At 72.2% G+C, this 17,591-nt stretch carries 17 protein-coding genes; 7 read left to right on the forward strand and 10 right to left on the reverse strand.

The window, feature by feature from the left end; genetic code table 11:
* Positions 1-2: 2 nt before the first annotated feature.
* The 4 genes from FKD65_RS20850 to FKD65_RS20865 form a co-directional block, all read right to left on the reverse strand.
* Positions 3-794, reverse strand: coding sequence for an ABC transporter ATP-binding protein (locus tag FKD65_RS20850; RefSeq protein WP_141579080.1), 792 nt, complete (start codon positions 792-794; stop codon positions 3-5).
* On the reverse strand, positions 791-1,324 hold the full coding sequence (locus tag FKD65_RS20855; protein WP_141579081.1) for a PadR family transcriptional regulator: 534 nt from the start codon (positions 1,322-1,324) through the stop codon (positions 791-793). Before FKD65_RS20855 ends, FKD65_RS20850 begins: the two co-directional genes overlap by 4 nt.
* Before the next feature lie 431 nt (positions 1,325-1,755).
* A complete protein-coding gene (locus FKD65_RS20860; RefSeq protein ID WP_205718748.1) occupies positions 1,756-2,448 on the reverse strand; it encodes a methyltransferase domain-containing protein in 693 nt (230 codons plus the stop codon).
* Positions 2,449-2,593: 145 nt separating this feature from the next.
* Positions 2,594-3,523: an AraC family transcriptional regulator gene (locus FKD65_RS20865; protein WP_205718749.1), complete on the reverse strand. Its 930-nt coding sequence runs from the start codon at positions 3,521-3,523 to the stop codon at positions 2,594-2,596.
* A gap of 122 nt (positions 3,524-3,645) precedes the next feature.
* Here FKD65_RS20865 and FKD65_RS20870 point away from each other — a divergent pair, with 122 nt between their 5' ends.
* Positions 3,646-4,395: a class I SAM-dependent methyltransferase gene (locus tag FKD65_RS20870; protein ID WP_141579082.1), complete on the forward strand. Its 750-nt coding sequence runs from the start codon at positions 3,646-3,648 to the stop codon at positions 4,393-4,395.
* A 54-nt stretch (positions 4,396-4,449) separates the two neighbouring features.
* Here the strand turns inward: FKD65_RS20870 and hemG are convergent, their stop codons facing one another.
* Positions 4,450-5,901, reverse strand: a complete 1,452-nt coding sequence (gene hemG, locus FKD65_RS20875) for a protoporphyrinogen oxidase (RefSeq protein ID WP_141579083.1) — start codon at positions 5,899-5,901, stop codon at positions 4,450-4,452.
* Between the two features lie 537 nt (positions 5,902-6,438).
* Here hemG and FKD65_RS20880 point away from each other — a divergent pair.
* A complete protein-coding gene (locus FKD65_RS20880; protein ID WP_141579084.1) occupies positions 6,439-7,299 on the forward strand; it encodes an AfsR/SARP family transcriptional regulator in 861 nt (286 codons plus the stop codon).
* 326 nt (positions 7,300-7,625) lie between these two features.
* On the opposite strand, the gene FKD65_RS20885 is transcribed toward FKD65_RS20880, so the two are convergent.
* Both FKD65_RS20885 and FKD65_RS20890 read right to left on the reverse strand, forming a co-directional pair.
* Positions 7,626-9,410, reverse strand: coding sequence for an FAD-dependent monooxygenase (locus FKD65_RS20885; protein WP_141579085.1), 1,785 nt, complete (start codon positions 9,408-9,410; stop codon positions 7,626-7,628).
* 149 nt (positions 9,411-9,559) lie between these two features.
* Positions 9,560-10,663 carry a methyltransferase gene (locus FKD65_RS20890; protein ID WP_240810262.1) on the reverse strand — a complete coding sequence of 368 codons (1,104 nt, stop codon included), beginning with the start codon at positions 10,661-10,663 and terminating at the stop codon, positions 9,560-9,562.
* Between the two features lie 328 nt (positions 10,664-10,991).
* On the opposite strand from FKD65_RS20890, the gene FKD65_RS20895 reads away from it, so the two are divergent.
* The 3 genes from FKD65_RS20895 to FKD65_RS20905 all read left to right on the forward strand — a co-directional run bounded on the left by FKD65_RS20895 (position 10,992) and on the right by FKD65_RS20905 (position 12,575).
* The gene (locus FKD65_RS20895) at positions 10,992-11,606 is read left to right on the forward strand and encodes a glyoxalase (RefSeq protein WP_141579086.1); all 615 of its coding nucleotides are present in this window, start codon (positions 10,992-10,994) and stop codon (positions 11,604-11,606) included.
* Positions 11,607-11,694: 88 nt separating this feature from the next.
* Positions 11,695-12,159, forward strand: coding sequence for a helix-turn-helix transcriptional regulator (locus tag FKD65_RS20900; protein ID WP_141579087.1), 465 nt, complete (start codon positions 11,695-11,697; stop codon positions 12,157-12,159).
* 5 nt (positions 12,160-12,164) lie between these two features.
* On the forward strand, positions 12,165-12,575 hold the full coding sequence (locus FKD65_RS20905) for a VOC family protein (RefSeq protein ID WP_141579088.1): 411 nt from the start codon (positions 12,165-12,167) through the stop codon (positions 12,573-12,575).
* A gap of 183 nt (positions 12,576-12,758) precedes the next feature.
* Here the strand turns inward: FKD65_RS20905 and FKD65_RS20910 are convergent, their stop codons facing one another.
* Positions 12,759-13,487: an SDR family oxidoreductase gene (locus FKD65_RS20910; RefSeq protein ID WP_141579089.1), complete on the reverse strand. Its 729-nt coding sequence runs from the start codon at positions 13,485-13,487 to the stop codon at positions 12,759-12,761.
* A 265-nt stretch (positions 13,488-13,752) separates the two neighbouring features.
* Positions 13,753-14,499, reverse strand: a complete 747-nt coding sequence (locus FKD65_RS20915) for a hypothetical protein (RefSeq protein WP_141579090.1) — start codon at positions 14,497-14,499, stop codon at positions 13,753-13,755.
* 250 nt (positions 14,500-14,749) lie between these two features.
* On the opposite strand from FKD65_RS20915, the gene FKD65_RS20920 reads away from it, so the two are divergent.
* Positions 14,750-15,355 carry a dTDP-4-dehydrorhamnose 3,5-epimerase family protein gene (locus tag FKD65_RS20920; protein ID WP_141579091.1) on the forward strand — a complete coding sequence of 202 codons (606 nt, stop codon included), beginning with the start codon at positions 14,750-14,752 and terminating at the stop codon, positions 15,353-15,355.
* Between the two features lie 96 nt (positions 15,356-15,451).
* On the opposite strand, the gene FKD65_RS20925 is transcribed toward FKD65_RS20920, so the two are convergent.
* Positions 15,452-16,435: a Gfo/Idh/MocA family protein gene (locus FKD65_RS20925; RefSeq protein WP_205718750.1), complete on the reverse strand. Its 984-nt coding sequence runs from the start codon at positions 16,433-16,435 to the stop codon at positions 15,452-15,454.
* Positions 16,436-16,660: 225 nt separating this feature from the next.
* Here FKD65_RS20925 and rfbA point away from each other — a divergent pair, with 225 nt between their 5' ends.
* Complete coding sequence (gene rfbA / locus FKD65_RS20930) at positions 16,661-17,530, forward strand: glucose-1-phosphate thymidylyltransferase RfbA (RefSeq protein WP_141579092.1); 870 nt, start codon at positions 16,661-16,663, stop codon at positions 17,528-17,530.
* Positions 17,531-17,591: the final 61 nt, after the last annotated feature.

Consider the following 17,591-nt stretch of genomic DNA (forward strand, 5'->3'; position numbering starts at 1 on the left):
GTTCAGTCCCCCAACTCGATCAGGCCGTCGAGCCGCCCGGTACCGCCCACGAACCCCGTACCGCCCGCGAACCCCGTGCCGCCCCCGAACCCCGTACCGCCCGCGAGCCGGGTGTCGTCGACGAACGTCCCGTCCCGCATCGAGACGATCCGGTCCGCGGTGGCCGCGACCCGCTCGTCATGCGTGACGATCACCAGGGTCTGCCCCGCGGACCGCAGGTCCTCGAAGAGCCTCAGCACCTCGCGCGTCGCCGTGGTGTCCAGGTTCCCGGTCGGCTCGTCGGCCAGCAGGACCAGCGGCTCGTTCACCAGCGCGCGGGCGATGGCGACCCGCTGGCGCTGGCCGCCCGACAGCTGCCAGGGCAGGTGCCGGGCACGCCCGGCGAGCCCCATCTGCTCCAGCAGCGCGGCCGCGCGGCGCCTGGCCGCGCGCGGTGAACGCCCGGCCAGGAGCGCGGGCAGTTCCACGTTCTCCGCCGCGGAGAGCTCCTCCACCAGGTGGAAGGCCTGGAAGACGAAGCCCACCGACCGGCGCCGCAACCGCGCCAGCGCCCGCTCGCTCACGCTGTCGATGCGCCTGCCGGCCAGCCACGCCTCGCCGCGGGTCGGGCGTTCCAGGCCGCCCAGCAGGTGGAGCAGTGTGGACTTTCCGCAGCCGCTGGGGCCCGTCACCGCAAGCGTCTGCCCTGCCGGGACGTCCAGGTCGACTTCGTCGACCGCCCGCACCAGGGCCTGCCCCTGGCCGTGCTCCTTGCACAGGCCGCGGGCCCGCAGCACCGCGCCGCACTCGTTCATGCATCCTCGGATTCGTCGTCGACCCTCGACCAGACGCGCTCGCAGGCCGCCAGCCAGCGCAGGTCCGCCTGCAGCCGCAACGCGACCCCTTCCAGGAGCAGGCCGGAGGTCGAGCCCTCCGGCTCGGACAGCACCGCGCGCTGCACGTCCCCCAGGCGCCGCAGCAGTTCCCGGCGCTGGCCGTCCACCAGTTCCACCGGATCGGCGAGCCGCGCCGCCGCGGCGGCGGCGAGCTTCAGATGGAACTCCGCGAGGTTCGGCTTGGGCCAGTCCGTCTCGGCCAGCCAGGCGGCCACCCGCTGCTGCCCGGCAGGGGTCAGCGCGTACACCTTGCGGTCCGGGCGGTCCGGCAGGCCGTCCTCCCGTTCGCAGGCCACCATGCCCGCCTTCTCCAGCCGGGCGAGCGTCACGTAGATCTGGCCCGCGTTCATCGACCCGCCGAGCGGCCCGAGCGCCCGCCGGAGCCGCTCGCGCAGGCGGTACCCGTGCGACGGCTCCTTCGCGAGCATGGCCAGCACCGCGTCCTGCATGGCTCACCCCTAACGGTTAGCTAATAGTTAGCGGTTAGCCATGGCAGGCGTCAACCGGATCTCCGAACCCGCCCCGGCGACCGCGCTCGCCTGCGGCGTCGCCGCGAAGGCGACGCGAGCCGAGGACTCGAGAGTTCGTCCGCCACCGATCTGTGGGGACTCGGCGTCACGCTCTTCTACGCCGTCGAAGGACGGCCGGCCTTCTGCAGGCCGACCCCGGCGGCGGCGATGGCTGCCGTCTTGACCGAGCCGCCTCTCACCCCCCGGCCTGCGGGGACACCGCTGGGCCCGTCGCTGATGAGCCTCCTCGCCAAGGACCCGGCGGACAGGCCCCTCGGCAGCACGAGTGCGGTCCGAGCTGTCCTGACTCGCGCGGAGCACCTGACCCGCCCTACAGATGAGCCGGTGGTGGGCACGTCACTGAGCAGGGTTCACGGGAGCGGGTCGTAGAACGAGTCGACGGCGGGCTGGCCGGTGTAGTTGGGACCGGCTTGATCGTCGGCTCCCAGATACCGGTACGGGAGCCGCACCTGTCCGTGTCCGCGGCGGGAGACGCGACGGCGGGCGGAGTCGTAGGCGAAGCCCTGCGCGCGCAAGCGGGCGGTGAGCGTACGACCGGCGGGGGTGCCGTCGGCCCGGCGGACCGAGCGGGCGTCGAAGTTGGCGATGAACAGCCCGTCGCCGGTGAGCCACGACGCGACGCGGCTCAGGACGCCGAGTTTGTCGCCCACGTAGTGCAGTCCGTGCACGCACGTGATCAGGTCGAAGCGGCCGTCGGGGACCCACCGGGCCACCGAACCGCTGATCAGCCGCACCATCGCCGGGTGGGGGCCGGGGACGAAATGATCCACCAGGTCGAGCCCGATGATCTCCACCCGATCGGTCAGGCCGCGCTCGGTCGCGAGTCGGGCCGCCTCGGCCGGTGCCCGTCCGCTCCCGCAGCACAGGTCCAGCCACCGGACGGGCGTCGACGCCCTGGCACGGGCGCTCATCTCGGCCATGACGTCGATGCCGAGCTCCCTGCCGTAACCGTTGGAGCCGCTGAGCGACCGTTCGCGGTTCATCGCGCAGTTCGCCACGACCGGCGATCTCGCCAGTGCGGCATCATCGAGCAGCCCCGTCACACCGGCATTGTGACCCACCCCCGCACGAGGAGCGGCACGACCACCGTCCGCCCGACGTTCGGTTAGGTCGGCTGTGCTCGGTCTCGCGCCCGGCGCGTCGGCACCGAGGCATCCGGCGTGCAGGGCGGCTCGGCGCGGGTCGTCGTCAGGGCCGGGCTCGTTCGGCGCGGCGCCATCGCTCCGGGGTGACGCCGTAGCGGTTGCGGAAGCGGCGGACGAGGTAGGCGGCGTCGCGCAGGCCGGTCCGGGCCGCCACGGCGTCGAGCGGCAGGTCCGTCTCGCGCAGCATGCGCCGGACCTCGATCATGCGCCGTTCGGTGATCCATTCGAGGAGGGGCCGGCCGGTGCGCCTGCGGACGAGCGTCGTGAGGTGGCCGGGGGTGTAGCCGAGGGTGCGGGCGACGTCCGCGGCGGAGACCGGTTCGCGGAACGTCGCCTCGATCTCGGCGAAGACCTGCTCGACCAGCGGGTCGGGGGCGCCCGGGGCGGAAGGGGCCAGCCGCGCGGCCGCGACCAGGAGCCGGGTCAGCGTGGCGGCGATGGCCTCGCGGGCCCCGAGGCGGCTCGGGTCGGCGAGCTCGTCCGCCAGGTCCGCCAGCAGCGACGACCAGGCCGCCCGGTCGGGTTCGGCGACCCGCTCGTGCCCCGCGGCGAACAGGGCGAGGAGGGGGTGGTGCGTCCAGGCCAGCGGGGAGACCGAGGCCAGGGCGGGGACGGCGTCCGGAGTGAACGCGACCGCCCACGCGCGGGTGCGGGCGAGCTCGGTGAAGGCCGTGACGCCGATGACCTGGCCGGGCGACACGGCATGGACCTCGCCCGCGCGCAGCAGGCGTTCGGCTCCGTCGATGGTCACCGAGCCCGCGCCCTCCTCGACGTAGACCAGGACGAGGAAGTCGTGGGCGTGCCGGTGGTCCGGCGGCAGGTCGGCGTGGGCGCCCGCCGAGTCGAAACGGGTCACCGAGACCGGGGGCAGCCCGGGGCGCTGCTGGTAGCGGTAGACGGGCGTCCCGTCGACTCGTATCGTGCGCAGCCTCGACGGAGGGCCCGGTGAGGTCTCGACCGAAGAATGTCCCACGGTCCCCAACGTATGTCCTGCTGCGCGACCGCGGAATGTCCAAGACTCGGAGGTGACGGCGCCACGTCCGTCACGGGCCCGTCGACGGTCGGGCCCGCCACGAACGCGCGAAGGGGCGCTCCATGGACGTACGCATCCTCGACCACCGGACCCCGGAGGAGCGGGACCGCTCGTTCCTGCCGGGCGCGGGCAAGACCTGGCTCCTCCCGTTCTACGACCTCTTCTCCAGGGCGGTCGGAGTCCGCGCGCTGCACGAGCGCGCGGCCGGGCTCGCCGGCGTCGAGCCCGGCCAGACGGTGGCCGACGTCGGCTGCGGCACCGGCAACCTGACGTTCGCCGTCCTCGCGGCTCAGCCGGCCGCGAAACTGACCGGTCTCGACCCCGACCCGGACGCCCTGCGCAAGGCCGCGCGCAAGGCGCGCCGCCGCGGCCTCGACCTCACCCTCGTCCAGGGCTTCGCCGACCGGATCCCCGCCGACGACGGCTCGCTCGACCACGTGGTCTCGTCGCTGGCCCTGCACCACATCGACGAGGAGGGCCGCAGCGGGTTCGCGCGGGAGGCGATGCGCGCCCTCCGGCCGGGAGGGCAGGTCACCATCGCCGACTTCAGCGGTCCCTCGTCCGATGCCGAGGACGCCGGCCACTCGGCGCACGCCCATGGCGGCGGCGGCCACGGACGCGGGCGCGGCCACGGACGCCCGCACCTGCGCCTCAGGCGGTCCCGCCCGGCGCACGTCGTGGACGTGGCCGGCGGCCACGGCGAGGGGATCGTCACGCTGCTCACCGAGGCCGGGTTCGACGATGCCCGGGCGGTCGGGGAGGCCGACATGAGGTTCGGCCGGATCACCTTCGTGCGGGCGACCCGCCCCTGACCCGGGGCGGGCGCGCACCGCCGGGCGCCGTCGACGTCGGGGCGGCCTCCGGGTTCAGCCCTTCACGGCGGCCGAGCCGGCGGTGCCCAGCGAGGTCAGCACCTGGTGGGTGGCCTTGCGCGCGGTGGCCATGCAGTGGCCGACGCCGACCCCGTCGTACGCGGCGCCGCAGAGCGCGAGCCCCGGCTGGGCCGCGACCGCGGTACGGATCCGCGCGACCCGGTCCCCGTGGCCGACCAGGTACTGCGGCATCGAGTCGTCCCACCGGGTCACCCGCGTGGAGACCGGGTCGCCGACCACCCCGGTGGCCTCGGCGAGTTCGGACGCCGCCAGCCCGGCGAGGTCGGCGTCGTCGCGCTGGAGGAGGTCCTCCTCGCCCATGCGTCCGGCCCGGCAGCGCACGATCTCCACCTCCGCCGCCGCCTGGGGCCACTTGACGGTCGAGAACGTGACCGACTTGACGACCCGCCCGTCCACCGCGGGTACCCGGTAGCCGCAGATCCCCCGCTCGGCGAGCCCGCCCGGGAACGCCCGGCGGGGGTAGGCGAGGGTGATGTCGACCACCCCGGCGTACGGGATCCCGGCGAGTTCGGCGGTGGCCTGGGTGGCCCCGGTCGCCCCGGCCAGCAGCCTGCTCGCCGGGCCGGCCGGGACGGCGAGGATGACGGCGTCCGCGGCGATGTGCTCGGTCCCGGCGGCGGACTCGACGCCCAGCCGCCAGCCGTCCTCGGTCCGCGCGAGTTCCCTGACCGCGGCCCTGGTCCGCACCGACGCTCCGGGCGAGGCGGCGACCACCGCCTTCGCGAGGGCGTCGGGCAGCCTGCCCAGCCCGCCCGTGATGGTGGCGATGCCCGTCTTCTTGGGGTGCGGCGTCGCGATCAGCGAGCCGGCCGCCTCGGCGAGGGACTGGTACTTGTCGGACGTGGTGGCCAGCAGGGTCAGCGTGGCCTCGTAGGACAGATCCTCGGCGCGGCCGGCGCACATCTCGTAGAGGAACGGGTCGGTGATGCGGTCCGCGACCTCCTGCCCGAGCCGCCGCGCGACGTGGGCCCCGACGGCGACGTCCCCGTCGCGGACGGTCGAAGGCATCTCGAGGTCCTCCCGCGCCCGGGCCGCCCCCTCGGGGGACAGCAGGCCGGACGCGGCGAGCTGGTCCATGTCGGAGGGCACGCCCATGAACTGGCCTTCGGGCAGCGGCCGCATCTTCCCCCTGGTCCAGATCGCCGCCGAGGTGGTGCCCGCCAGCGTGATCTGGTCGCCGAGCCCGGCCGCCGCGATCAGCCCGGCGGTCTTGGGGCGCCAGACCATGTCCGCGCCCGCGTCGACGGCGACCCCCTCGACCTCGGACACGGCCAGCTTCCCGCCGAGCCTGGACGCCCCTTCGAGCACCGTCACGCGGACCGGCTCGTCCCGCAGGAAGAACGCCGCCGCGAGCCCCGCGATGCCACCTCCGACGATGACCACGTGGGGCCTTTCCCGTCCCTGCTCCTGCCCGTTGACCACCATTTCGCCTGCCCTTCGTGGATACGGTGTCGTGGCAGTCTGACCGGGATTCCACGAATCCCGGTCAAGCGCCGGTGGACCCGGCGCCGCGACCGCGCCGGGCGGGGACGGCGAGGTCGCCTCATTCGGCGGGGCGGCGCCGGCGGACCGGGAACCGCGCCGCCCGTCCCGGGGCCCGCCGAGATGTCCGCGATCGTGGTGCCGCGAGCACGTCCCGTAACGGCGCGGAAAAAGGCGCAGATCACGCCGTACCCGTCCCGCATTCTCGGGCGCCCACTACCAAGATCGCTTTCTACGGCCGCGAACTAAGTGCGATGGATTTCCCGCCCGGCGGCTTCGGATTTGAGCCGCAGAAGCGAAGGTGAGCCGGTCGGCCTTTGCGCCGAGGCAGGGCCGCCAAGCCGGGCAGGTGACCATTATCAGGTATCGAAAGTGAAATGTCACGATCGTCTTGATCTGGAAATTGCCGCCGCCCTGGAGGCATACTCACACAGCGGACCAGATCCACCTGTCTCACCAGGGGTTATGAGAGGAGACGGCATGAACGGGGCTCCCAGACCGCTCAGCATCGGGCTGCTCGGCACCCTGTCGCTGCACCTGAACCGGAGGCCGGTGACGATCAGCGCGCCGAAGCAGCGCCAGGTGCTGGCCCTCCTCGCGCTGAACGCGGGCCGGGTGGTCACGGTCCCGACGCTCGTCGAGGAACTGTGGGGGGACAGCCCGCCGCGCAGCTACGCCACCACCCTGCAGACCTACGTCCTGCAACTGCGCAAGGCACTGGCCGCGGCCGACTCCGACCAGCACGGCGCCCGGACGGTGCTCAGCACCTGCCACTACGGCTACCTGTTCGAGGGAGACGCCTGCCAGACGGACGTGGAGGCCTTCGACCGGGGAGTTCGCGCAGGTCGCGCGGCCGCCGAGGCGGGGGATCACCGGTTGGCGGCGCAGGAGCTCAGCCAGGCGCTGCAGCTGTGGCACGGTCCCGCCCTGGTGGACGTCCGCAAGGGTCCGGTGCTGGAGATCGAGGTGGCGTCGCTCGAGGAGTGCCGGCTGGGGGCGCTGGAGCGGCGGATCGAGGCCGATCTGGCGCTGGGGCGGCATGCCGATCTGCTGGGCGAGCTCACGATGGCGACGGCCCGGAATCCGATGAACGAGAACCTGTGCGCGTTCCTGATGACCGCGCTGTACCGGGCGGGGCACGTCGGCCGGTCACTGCAGGCGTTTCACCGGCTGCGCTCGGTGCTCAACAATGAACTGGGCGTCGAGCCCTGTTCCCGGTTGCAGCGGTTGCAGGCGGCGATCCTGTCGAGGGATCCCGCGCTGGAGTCCGGGTTCGCGGGATGGGCGCTGCCGCGCGATCGGGAGCAGATCGCGGCCGGAACACTCGGCCACCGGCGGTGAAGTGAAGTCCGCACTGGACGCCGAACCTTTCTCGACCTGCTCGTGTTCCGCGGATTGACAATACGTGAACGGTCTCACCGGGCCGGTCGGCGCGTCATCGGGACGGAATGCAAGAAAGCCCTGGCAGCGAAATAGACCACCGAATATGGACGGCCATCAACGCGCCGCCGGGCGCGTAATGTCGCCGTCGGCGTCCGCGTCCGTTCGAAGGGCACCGTGATCGGCGTCGGCGCGATCAGTGAATGCGCGGATCGGCGGGTGCCGGACTCCTGCCGTCGCTCGGCACCCGCCTTGGCCGCCCTCGCCGGGCCGTCCGGTCAAGCCGTTCAGGCCATGGGGCGGGCGTCGACGCCCAGGACGCGGGAGACCGCATGCCCCAGAACGCCCGCGGGGTCCTCGCTGCCGCCGATGCTCCGCCAGGCCACATGGTTGTCGGGACGCACCAGGACGGCGCCCTCGCCGGTCGTCTCCCGGACGGCCGCCCACCCGCCGCCGGTGTCGGCGAACTCCGCGCCGTCCCCGATCCGCACCGCTCGGATCGTGACCGAGTACCGCTCGGCGACCCGCGCGGCCGCCTCGCACCACGCCGCCCCGTCCGGCCCGGCGAGCAGCACGAAGCCGGTCGCGGCGCCGGCCAGGTCGTGGGTGGAAAGGCGCCGGCCGTCGTCTCCGATCCAGACGTGCGGCAGCCGGTGCCCGGGGCGCGTCGTGGGGCGGTACACGTCGCGAAGGGGCTCGCGGCGCGGCGGCGGGGCTCCGTCCGGCACGACCGCGCCCTCCTCGTAGGCGAAGCCGAGCTCCATGTCGTGCGCCTCGCTCGCGCCGCGGTGGGTTCGGAAGATCTCCGCCGCCCGCGCCCGCCTGGCGGCGCCGAGCGGCGAGGGGTCGAAGTGGGCGGCGAACATCGGCCCCCGGCGCTCCGCCGGGACGCGCGGCCCGAGGCCGACGGCGTTCAGGATCGACTGGTGGTGGGACGCGACGGATCCCGCCCATTCGACGTTGCTCCTGCCGACCGGCCGCCGCTCCGCCTCGTAGGTGTCGAGGAGGCCGTCGGGCGCGGCGCCGTCGAGCACCGCGGCCAGCTTCCACGCGAGGTTGTGCACGTCCTGGATCCCGCCGTTCAGGCCGAGCCCGACGGTGGGGATGTGGCGGTGGGCGGCGTCGCCGGCGAGCAGCACCCGCCCGTCCCGGTAGCGGTCGGCGAGCACCGCCTCCACCGTCCATCGCGTCACGTGGCGCAGGGTGAGGTCCAGGTCGGGCAGGCCCAGGACGTCACGGATCTTGGCGACGACCGACTCCTCGTCCGACTGGACGGGTGCGTTGGGCGGGAAGTGCAGGACCCACTCCTCGCATTCCTTCCCCCATCTCGGCCCCATCTCGATGAGGTTGCACGACAGGTGCGGGTCGTACGGGTTGAGGAAGTGGGTGATGTGCGCGCCCTCGTGCCACACCGCCGACATGTCGGCGGTGAAGAAGGCGGTCGTGACCTGCTGGGACCCGGCCAGGCCCCCGGGCAGGTACCGCATCTCGACGCCGAGGGCGGCGCCGACCGTCCGGCCGCCGTCGGCCGCGATCAGGTACCGCGCGGCGACCGTGGTGATCCGCCCGGTTCCGGCTTCGCGGATCTCGGCGACGACGCGGTCGCCCTCGTCGGAGAAGGCGACCAGCTCGTGGCCGAAGAGGACGCGCCCGGGGTTGCGCTTCTCGGCGTGCCGGCGCAGCACCGGCTCCAGCCGGTGCTGCGGCAGCCTGTAGGGAAGGATCGGTCCGGCCGCGGCGTACCTGTCGCGCAGCGAACCGCCGCCGAACCCGTCCATCTCGTAGACCACCCGGCCGTCCACCGCCCCCTCGCCGCCGAGCGAGGTCAGCCAGCGCACCTTGCCGAACATCTCCACCGGCGCGCCCTGCCCGACCACCTCCCCGTCGAGCCCGTGCTGGCGGAAGATCTCCATCGTGCGCTGGTTGAGGTAGTGCGCCTTCGGTATCTCCGACGTGTCCGGGTGCCGTTCCACCAGCAGATGGCCGACACCGTGGTCGGACAGGAAATTCGAGGCGGACAGGCCGCATCCTCCGCCGCCCACGATCAGAACCGGAACCTCGACCGTCCCCATGTTCGTCCTTCCAGGATCTGCCGGCCAGCCTTTGGACACGACACTTTCGCAGCCTGCCGAAGGGCTCTTCAGTCCCGGTCAAGGATGGGTGGAATCCATTAGAGCGAGCGGCGATATCCGGAAATGCGACCTGAACGCCGGACGCCGGCCTAGGAACCGACCGCGAATTCGAGGATCGAGCGTCCCGACCTGGTGACGATGTGCTCGCGCGGCGAGAGCCCGGCGGCCGCCGCGAGCGCGCGGTACTCCCCGAGCGAGCGCTCCTGCCCGCCGAACGTGGCGAGCATCCGCAGGTCCATGGCGGTGGTCATCGCGGCGGTCGGACGGTCGTCGACGAGCTGCTCGATGACCAGCACCCGGCCCGCGGGCCCCGCGCCCTCGGCGCAGCGGCGCAGGATCGCCGCGGCGGCGTCGTCGTTCCAGTCGTGCAGGATCCTCGACAGGACGTACACGTCGCCGCCGGACGGCAGCGGGGCGAAGAAGCTGCCCGGCGCGAAGGAGCACCGGCCGGACAGGCCGGCGTCCGCGAGCTCGCGCCGGGCGGTCTCGACGGCCGAAGGCAGGTCGACGAGGGTGCCGCGGAGGGCGGGATGCTCGGTGAGCAGGGCGGTCAGGAGCGTGCCCGTCCCGCCGCCGACGTCCACGACGTGACCGGCGTTCGACCAGTCGTAGGCGGTCGTGACCTCGTCCGCCACGAACGAGACCTGCACCGCCATCAGCTTGTCGAACGCCTTGCCGCGCTCGGGGTCGGCCTCCAGGTCCTCCCAGAACGCCCGCCCGAACAGGTCCTCGTACGCGGGCCGTCCGGTGCGCACGACCTGGAGCAGCCGGCCCAGCGCCACGTCCGAACGCCCCAGCCCGCCCTCGCTGTCCAGCCAGGGGGTCATGCCCCCGTCGCGCTGCCCGGTCAGCAGCAGGCGGGACAGCTCGGTGAGCGCGAACACCCCCGGTTCCGGCTGCGCGAAGACGCCCTTGGCGACGAGGTGCCGCAGCAGCCGCTCCAGGGCGGACGCGTCGGCCCCGCACCGCTCGGCGAGCTCGCCGGGGCGGCGGGCACCGGCCTCGATCAGATCCGCCAGCCGCAGTGTGGCGGCGACCCGGACGGCGTAGGGCGTCACCAGGTCCGACAGGGCGCGCATCCGCCTCGTGATCTCCATGTTCTCCGCGCCGCCCGGCGCCCGGACGTCCTCTTCCGATATCGCGGGCGACAGCGCGGCCGATACCGCGGCGCCTCGTACGGAATTCGGTGCCATGACCACGACCTCCGGCATCGCTTTCGGGCAGCCCGAAGGCCGTCCACGACAATGGGATTCCCGGCCTTTTCGCCGACCGCTTCTGATCAGTGGCGGGCCGGGCTGATTTTCAAATTAACTACCGCTCGTGGGTGATGTCCAGATCACGTCACCGCAATGAGCGACAAGCGGATGTCGCCGCGTCGGCCGTCCCGCGGCCCCGCTGAGCGGGCGGCCCCTGCCGGCGAGGGGTGCGCTGTCGGACGTGTGAGGGCGGTGGGGCGGGCGTCCTCAGACCGGTCAGGAATCGAGAAGCGCGGGCGCGGGGCCCGCATCTAGCGTGACCGCCATGACTTCCATCAACTGCGTCACCCTCGAGGTGGCAGACCCCACGGCCGTCAAGGCCTTCTACACCGAGGCCCTCGGACTGGACTCGCAGGTGCGCCTGAAGGCCTCGGAGCCTCCGTCGACAGGGTTCCGCGGGTACACGCTGTCGCTCACGGTGTCCCAGCCGGGCAACGCCGACCTGCTCATCCAGGCCGCCCTGGACGCCGGTGGGACGGCGGTGAAGCCGGCCTCGAAGTCGCTCTGGGGCTACGGCGGCGTCGTCCAGGCCCCGGACGGGGCGATCTGGAAGGTCGCGACGTCCAAGAAGAAGGACAAGGTCCCGGCCACCCGGGAGTTCGACGACATGGTGCTGCTGCTGGGCTGCGAGGACGTCTCCGCGAGCAAGCAGTTCTACGTCGACCAGGGCCTCACCGTGGGCAAGAGCTTCGGCAGCAAGTACGTCGAGTTCGACACCGGCTCGAGCCCCATCAAGCTGGCGCTCTACAAGCGCCGCTCCCTCGCCAAGGACGCCGGCGTCCCCGAGGAGGGCACCGGATCACACCGGATCGTGATCGGCGGCGACGCCGGGCCGTTCACCGACCCGGACGGGTTCGTGTGGGAGACCCCGTCACCCTGACCTGGGCGGCGGCCGCGCCGCATCGAGGCCGGCCGCTCCCTGACCCGGTTACTCACGACCCCGCATGACAGACGAAAGGAATCCTCTCATGTGTCACCCTGGGTGGGCGAGCGCGCACATCGAGGCGCAGCGCCTCAGCGACCTGGTACGGCTCCGGCGCGTGCGGGACCGGATCGACCGGGAGTACGCGCAGCCGCTCGACGTCGAGGCGCTCGCCCGGGGCGTGCACATGTCGGCCGGGCACCTCAGCCGCCAGTTCCGGCGCGCGTACGGCGAGTCGCCTTACTCCTACCTGATGACGCGGCGCATCGAGCGTGCCATGGCGCTGCTGCGTCGCGGCGACCTCAGCGTGACCGAGGTCTGCTTCGCGGTCGGCTGCTCGTCCCTCGGCACCTTCAGCACGCGCTTCACCGAGCTGGTGGGCGTGCCGCCGAGCGTCTACCGGCAGCAGGTGGCGAACGTGACGCGGGGAATGCCGCCGTGCGTCGTGAAGGAGGTGACCCGACCGATCAGGAATCGAGAAGCGCGGTTCGCGGAGCCGCAACTAGTGTGACCGGCATGGACATCACCATTCACGCGAGTTTCCTTCCGCACGACGACCCGGAGGCCTCTCTGGCCTTCTACCGCGACAATCTCGACTTCGAGGTCCGCAACGACGTCGGCAAGGGCGACATGCGCTGGATCACGGTCGGGCCGAAGGGCCAGCCCGACACTTCCATCCTGCTGGCGCCGCCGGCCGTCGGTCCCGAATTCACCGAAGACGAAAAGCGCCTCATCACCGAGATGATGGCCAAGGGCACCTACGGCTGGATCCTGCTGGCCACCGGCGATCTGGACGCCACCTTCGAGAAGGTGCAGGCCAGCGGCGCCGACGTCGTCCAGGAGCCGACCGAGCAGCCGTACGGCGTCCGCGACTGCGCGTTCCGCGACCCCGCGGGCAACCTGGTCCGCATCCAGCAGCGCTCCTGAGCCGCCCGGGCGCGCCGCGGCCCAGGTGTCCCGAAAGGCGACCGGCGGGACGTGGCCGGCGCGATCAGCCGAGGCCGGCGCAGGTGACACCGGCCACGGGCCCGATTCGCCGGATCGGCAGCGGGCCCGCCTCCGGAGCCAGGCCCCGTTCCCGGCATGCCCCGGCTCAGCCCGGCCGGGCCGCTACCAGGGGACGGGGCCGTCGTCCGAGAGGCACTGCCCCGACGGTCCGGAATCGTCGAGCAGCGCGAGCCTGACGACGATCGCCGCGCCTTCGGCGGGGGTCCGGTCGCCGCGCCGGTGGTTGAGGTCCGTGGCCACCATTCCGGGGAGGGCCGCGTTCACCTTTATGGAGGTCCCGCGCAGTTCTTTCGCATAGGCGACCGTGAGGGCGTTCAGCGCGGTCTTGGAAGACTGGTAGGCGATCATGTTGACGTTCGCCAGTGGAGACGCCGGGTCGGAATTCAGGGTCAGCGACGCCAGGTGGCTGGACAGATTCACGATGCGCCCGGCCGCCGAAAGGCGCAGCAGCGGCAGCATCGCCCGGGTCACGGTGACCACGCCGAACACGTTGGTCTCGTAGACCTCCCGCAGGTCGGCGGCGCTCGCCTGGCCGGGCGCCCCGGTGAAGCCGCCCGCGGTGCCGGCGTTGTTCACCAGGATGTCCAGGCGGCCGTACCGGCGTTCGATCTCGCGGGCGGCCCCGGCGACACCGTCAGGGTCGGTCACGTCGATCCGCAGCGGCACCGCCGTGATGCCGTCGTCCGCCAGCGCGCTCGCGGCCTCCTTGCCGCGCGTCTCGTCGCGCGCGCCGACCAGGACGACGACCCCCCGCTCGCCGAGCCGCCGCGCGGCGGCGAACCCGATGCCCTTGTTGGCGCCCGTGATGAGCGCGATCTTCCCGTCCGTCACGTCCCCTCCTGCCGTGATGGGCGCCGCGCTCCGGATGCGCCGCGCCCGGCTCATGCGTTCACCCTGAGGCACACCGATACGGCGGGCATCTCCGACATTGCCGTGCGACCGAAACCGTGCAGCCCGACACCGCGGGAACCCGCGCGTTCAACCGTGGAGGACGCGCAGTCGAACGGACGGGGCGGCCCGCTCCCCGGCCGAACGGGTACAGCGGCACAGCGGCACAGCGGCACAGCGTCTCGGCGGACGAGGCGAGTGGAGGCCTTCAGCCCCGTTCGAGCGCGGTCGCGTCCCGCCTGCCGGCGGCCCGGCTCATGAACTCCTCGACGAGGGCGATGAACTCCTTCTTGTCCTCGTCCGGCAGCCCGAAGTAGGGCGCGATCACCTCCGCAAGCCCCGGACGCACGTGGGTCATGGGCTGGTCGCGGCGGTGCAGCGGCTCCAGCACGACGACGTCCTCGGCCTTGGTGCCGTGGTAGGGCATGTCGGTCGCGACCGTGAACCACGTCTGCCCCGCGTCGATCCGGCCGCGGGCACGCGCCACCGCCTGCTCCTTGACGCACCTGGGGGCGTGGCTGGCGGCGGCGATCTGGATCACCTTCTCCACCCCGTGCCCGGTGAAGATCGCGGCGGCCGCCTCGATCTCCTCGACGGAGTTGCGCACCTCGGCGGTGACGATCACCGACTCCATCGCCCGGCGAAACGCGGTGCGGCGGCCGCCGCCCTCGGCCCGCGCCAGCAGGGGCGCGAGCGACGGGAACTCGCGCAGCCGGTCGAGGTTGTCCAGGAGGAACCTCTTGGAGTAGTCGCCCTCGTTGAGCCCGTCGCGCCAGGACGTCCCCCGCCCGAAGACGACGCAGGCCGGTTCCTCGCTCGGCGCCAGCCCCAGGACGACGCGCGCCAAGGTCGCGTGGTCGCCGAGCCGGTCGTGCTCCGGCCGGCCGAACACCAGCTCCTCCCAAGCCTCGGTGGCGAGATTGCGGCAGTGCACCATGATGCCGACGGTCGTCATCCTTCTCCCTCTCCGGAAATTCGGCAGAACAACGTACGGCCCGTTGTCCGCGCGTGCTCCTCACTCGAACGGCCTTTCTTGCAAAATTGGCGGTCCGTGAGCAGCATTTTTCGCGACGCGGGCGACCCGAAGGCGCGAGCAGGCGGGCCCGCGGGCCGGACGACCGACCGCCGGTTCGGATACCGGGGTCGGGAGCATTGGCGCCGGACGACCCGGACGGCCGCGGAACTGACCACTCAAGGAGCGCACAGTGCTGATCTCGGAAATGGCCGTTCCCGGAGCGTACCGGATAGATCCCGAGCCCCTGAGCGACTCCCGGGGGCATTTCTTCGAGTCGGTGAGGGTCAGTTCGCTGCTGGCCGAGAGCGGCTGGGAACTGACGGTGCGGCAGGTCAACTTCTCCGTCTCGCACCGGAACACCCTCCGGGGCGTCCACGGCACCAGGGTCCCGCCCGGCCAGGCGAAGTTCGTCACGTGCGTGCGCGGCCGCGCGCTGGACATCGCCATCGACATCCGCGTGGGCTCGCCGACGTTCGGCCACCACGACGTCACCTACCAGAGCGCCGAGTCCGGGACGGCGGTGTACCTGCCCGACGGGATCGGCCACGCGTTCCTGGCCCTCACCGACGACACCTGCATGAGCTACCTGTGCTCGCAGGAGTACGAGCCGGGAACGATGATCGACATCGACGCGCTCGACCCCGATCTGGCGCTGCCCTGGAACCTGCGGGAGCCGCCGATCCGTTCGGCGAAGGACGCGGCCGCGCCCACGCTCGCCCAGGCGGCGGCCGCCGGCCTCCTGCCCGCCTACGAGCAGTGCCACCGGGCCCCGCCCCTGCTGGACGGCCTGAGATGACGAACGGCGGGAGGGGCCCGGTGGCCACGGACGCCGTGCCGAGCCGTCGCTCCCCGTGGGAGGCGGCAGGCGCCGGCATCGACCGCCGGGGCACGGTCACCCGAGGGCGTGCGACCGGATTCGGGCCATCAGGTCTGCCTGCCGCACCAGCTCGCGGTGGTGCGCCGGGCGTGCCGCCGGATCGCGGATCGCCTCGTGGAACGCGGTGAACACGCCGACGAACTGGTCCGACGCGGGAGCGACGATCCTGGTCTCGCGGTCCCTCTGCTGGAGCCGCAGTACCGGGCGGGCCTCCCGCGAAGGGGTGAACGCCCATTCCAGCACCAGCCGCCCCTCGCTCCCCCAGAGGCTGTAGGTCGACCGGTAGCCGTGGGCCATCCCGAATGAGCAGGTGGCGGTGACGCCGTCGCCGTCGCGCAGCAGCGCCACCCCGCCGACGTCCACGCCCAGGCCGGGATCGAATCTCAGTCCTGCCCCCAGGACCTCCAGCGGCGCGGCCAGGTACTCCTGCGCCGCGCGCACCGGATAGCAGCCGACCTCCCACAGCGCCCCGCCGTTCAGGTCGGCCTGGTACTTGATGCCGTTCGGATCGGTCGGCGGGATGCCGAACGAGCCGTCGTACCCGCGGAGCTCCCCGATCTCGCCGCCGTCCACGAGAGCCCTCGCCCGCTCGCCCTGGGGGTGCCGGAGGAACGCGAAGTTCTCCATGATGAGCAGGCCGCGCTCCTCCGCGAGTGCCACGAGGGCCCGGGCGGTCTCCGCGTCGGTCACCGCCGGCTTCTCGGCCAGGACGTGCTTGCCCGCGTCCAGCGCCCGGCGCGCCCATTCGGCGTGCTCGCTGTTGGGCAGCGGGATGTAGACCGCGTCGACGTCCGCCATCTCCAGGAGCCGGTCGTAACCGGCGACGGCCTTGCAGCCGTACCCGGCCGCGAACCCCTCGGCCTTCTCGAGCGAGCGGCTCGCGAGCGCCGCCAGGCGGAACGGGGACCTCTGGACGGCCGGCAGGGCCCGCCGCGCGGCGATGTCGGCACACCCGATGACGCCGATGCTGGATCCCCGCCCGGATTCGTCGCCGGACATCATGGCTTTCCTCTCCACCGGACCACCTGAATAAGAAAAGAATTCCGGACAGCGCGCGATACGCCTGGACCAGGCGGATGCAAGCCTAAGGTGACCGAACTTATACCGTCAATGCCCACCGCCTCGCCGTCGGCGCAACGTCGAAGGTGCCCGCCCGCAACAGCCCTTCGCAATATGAAGTTCCGACATTTACCGATTGCGCGGAAGCAGCGAGGAGGCGGCACGGTGAAAGGCGTCATCCTGGCCGGCGGAAATGGAACCAGGCTTCACCCGATCACGCTCGGCGCCTCGAAGCAGCTGCTCCCGGTCTACGACAAGCCGCTGATCTACTATCCGCTCTCGGTGCTGATGCTGGCCGGGATCACCGACATCCAGATCATCACGGCCCCGGACGAGGCGCAGGCCTTCCACCGGCTGCTGGGCGACGGCTCCTGGCTCGGCATCTCCCTGACCTACGCCGAGCAGGACGAGCCCCGCGGGCTCGCCGACGCGTTCCTGGTCTCCGCCGACCACATCGGCGGCGACTCCGTCGCGCTGGTGCTGGGCGACAACATCTTCCACGGATACGAGTTCGGACCCATGCTCCAGCGCCTCTCGGAGGACGTCCGGGGGTGCTTCCTCTTCGGGTATCCGGTGCGCGATCCGGAACGCTACGGGGTCGGCGTCCTGGACGAGCGGAACGAGCTCGTCGCGATCGAGGAGAAGCCCGCCCGGCCGCGGAGCAACATGGCGATCACCGGGCTGTACCTCTACGACCACAAGGTGGTCGACTTCGCGCGGGGGCTGCGGCCGTCCGCGCGCGGAGAACTGGAGATCACCGACCTCAACCGGATCTACCTGGAGCGGGGCGAGGCCACGCTGATCCCGCTGGGCCGCGGATTCGTCTGGCTGGACGCCGGAACCCACGACGCCCTGATCGACGCGGGGAACTACGTGCAGGTCCTGGAACACCGCCAGGGCGTGCGGATCGCCTGCCTCGAGGAGATCGCCTGGCGCATGGGCTACATCGACAGAGAGACCTGTTACGACCTGGGCAGCCGTCTCGCCACATCGCCCTACGGCCGGTACATCATGGAAACGGCCGAGGCGTGGTGATCCGGAAGCGTCCCCGGAAGACCCCGACCACCGTCACCACCGTCTCACCGGAAGCAGCCGA

The sequence above is a fragment of the Actinomadura sp. WMMA1423 genome, assembly GCF_006547145.1.
GTDB lineage: Bacteria > Actinomycetota > Actinomycetes > Streptosporangiales > Streptosporangiaceae > Spirillospora.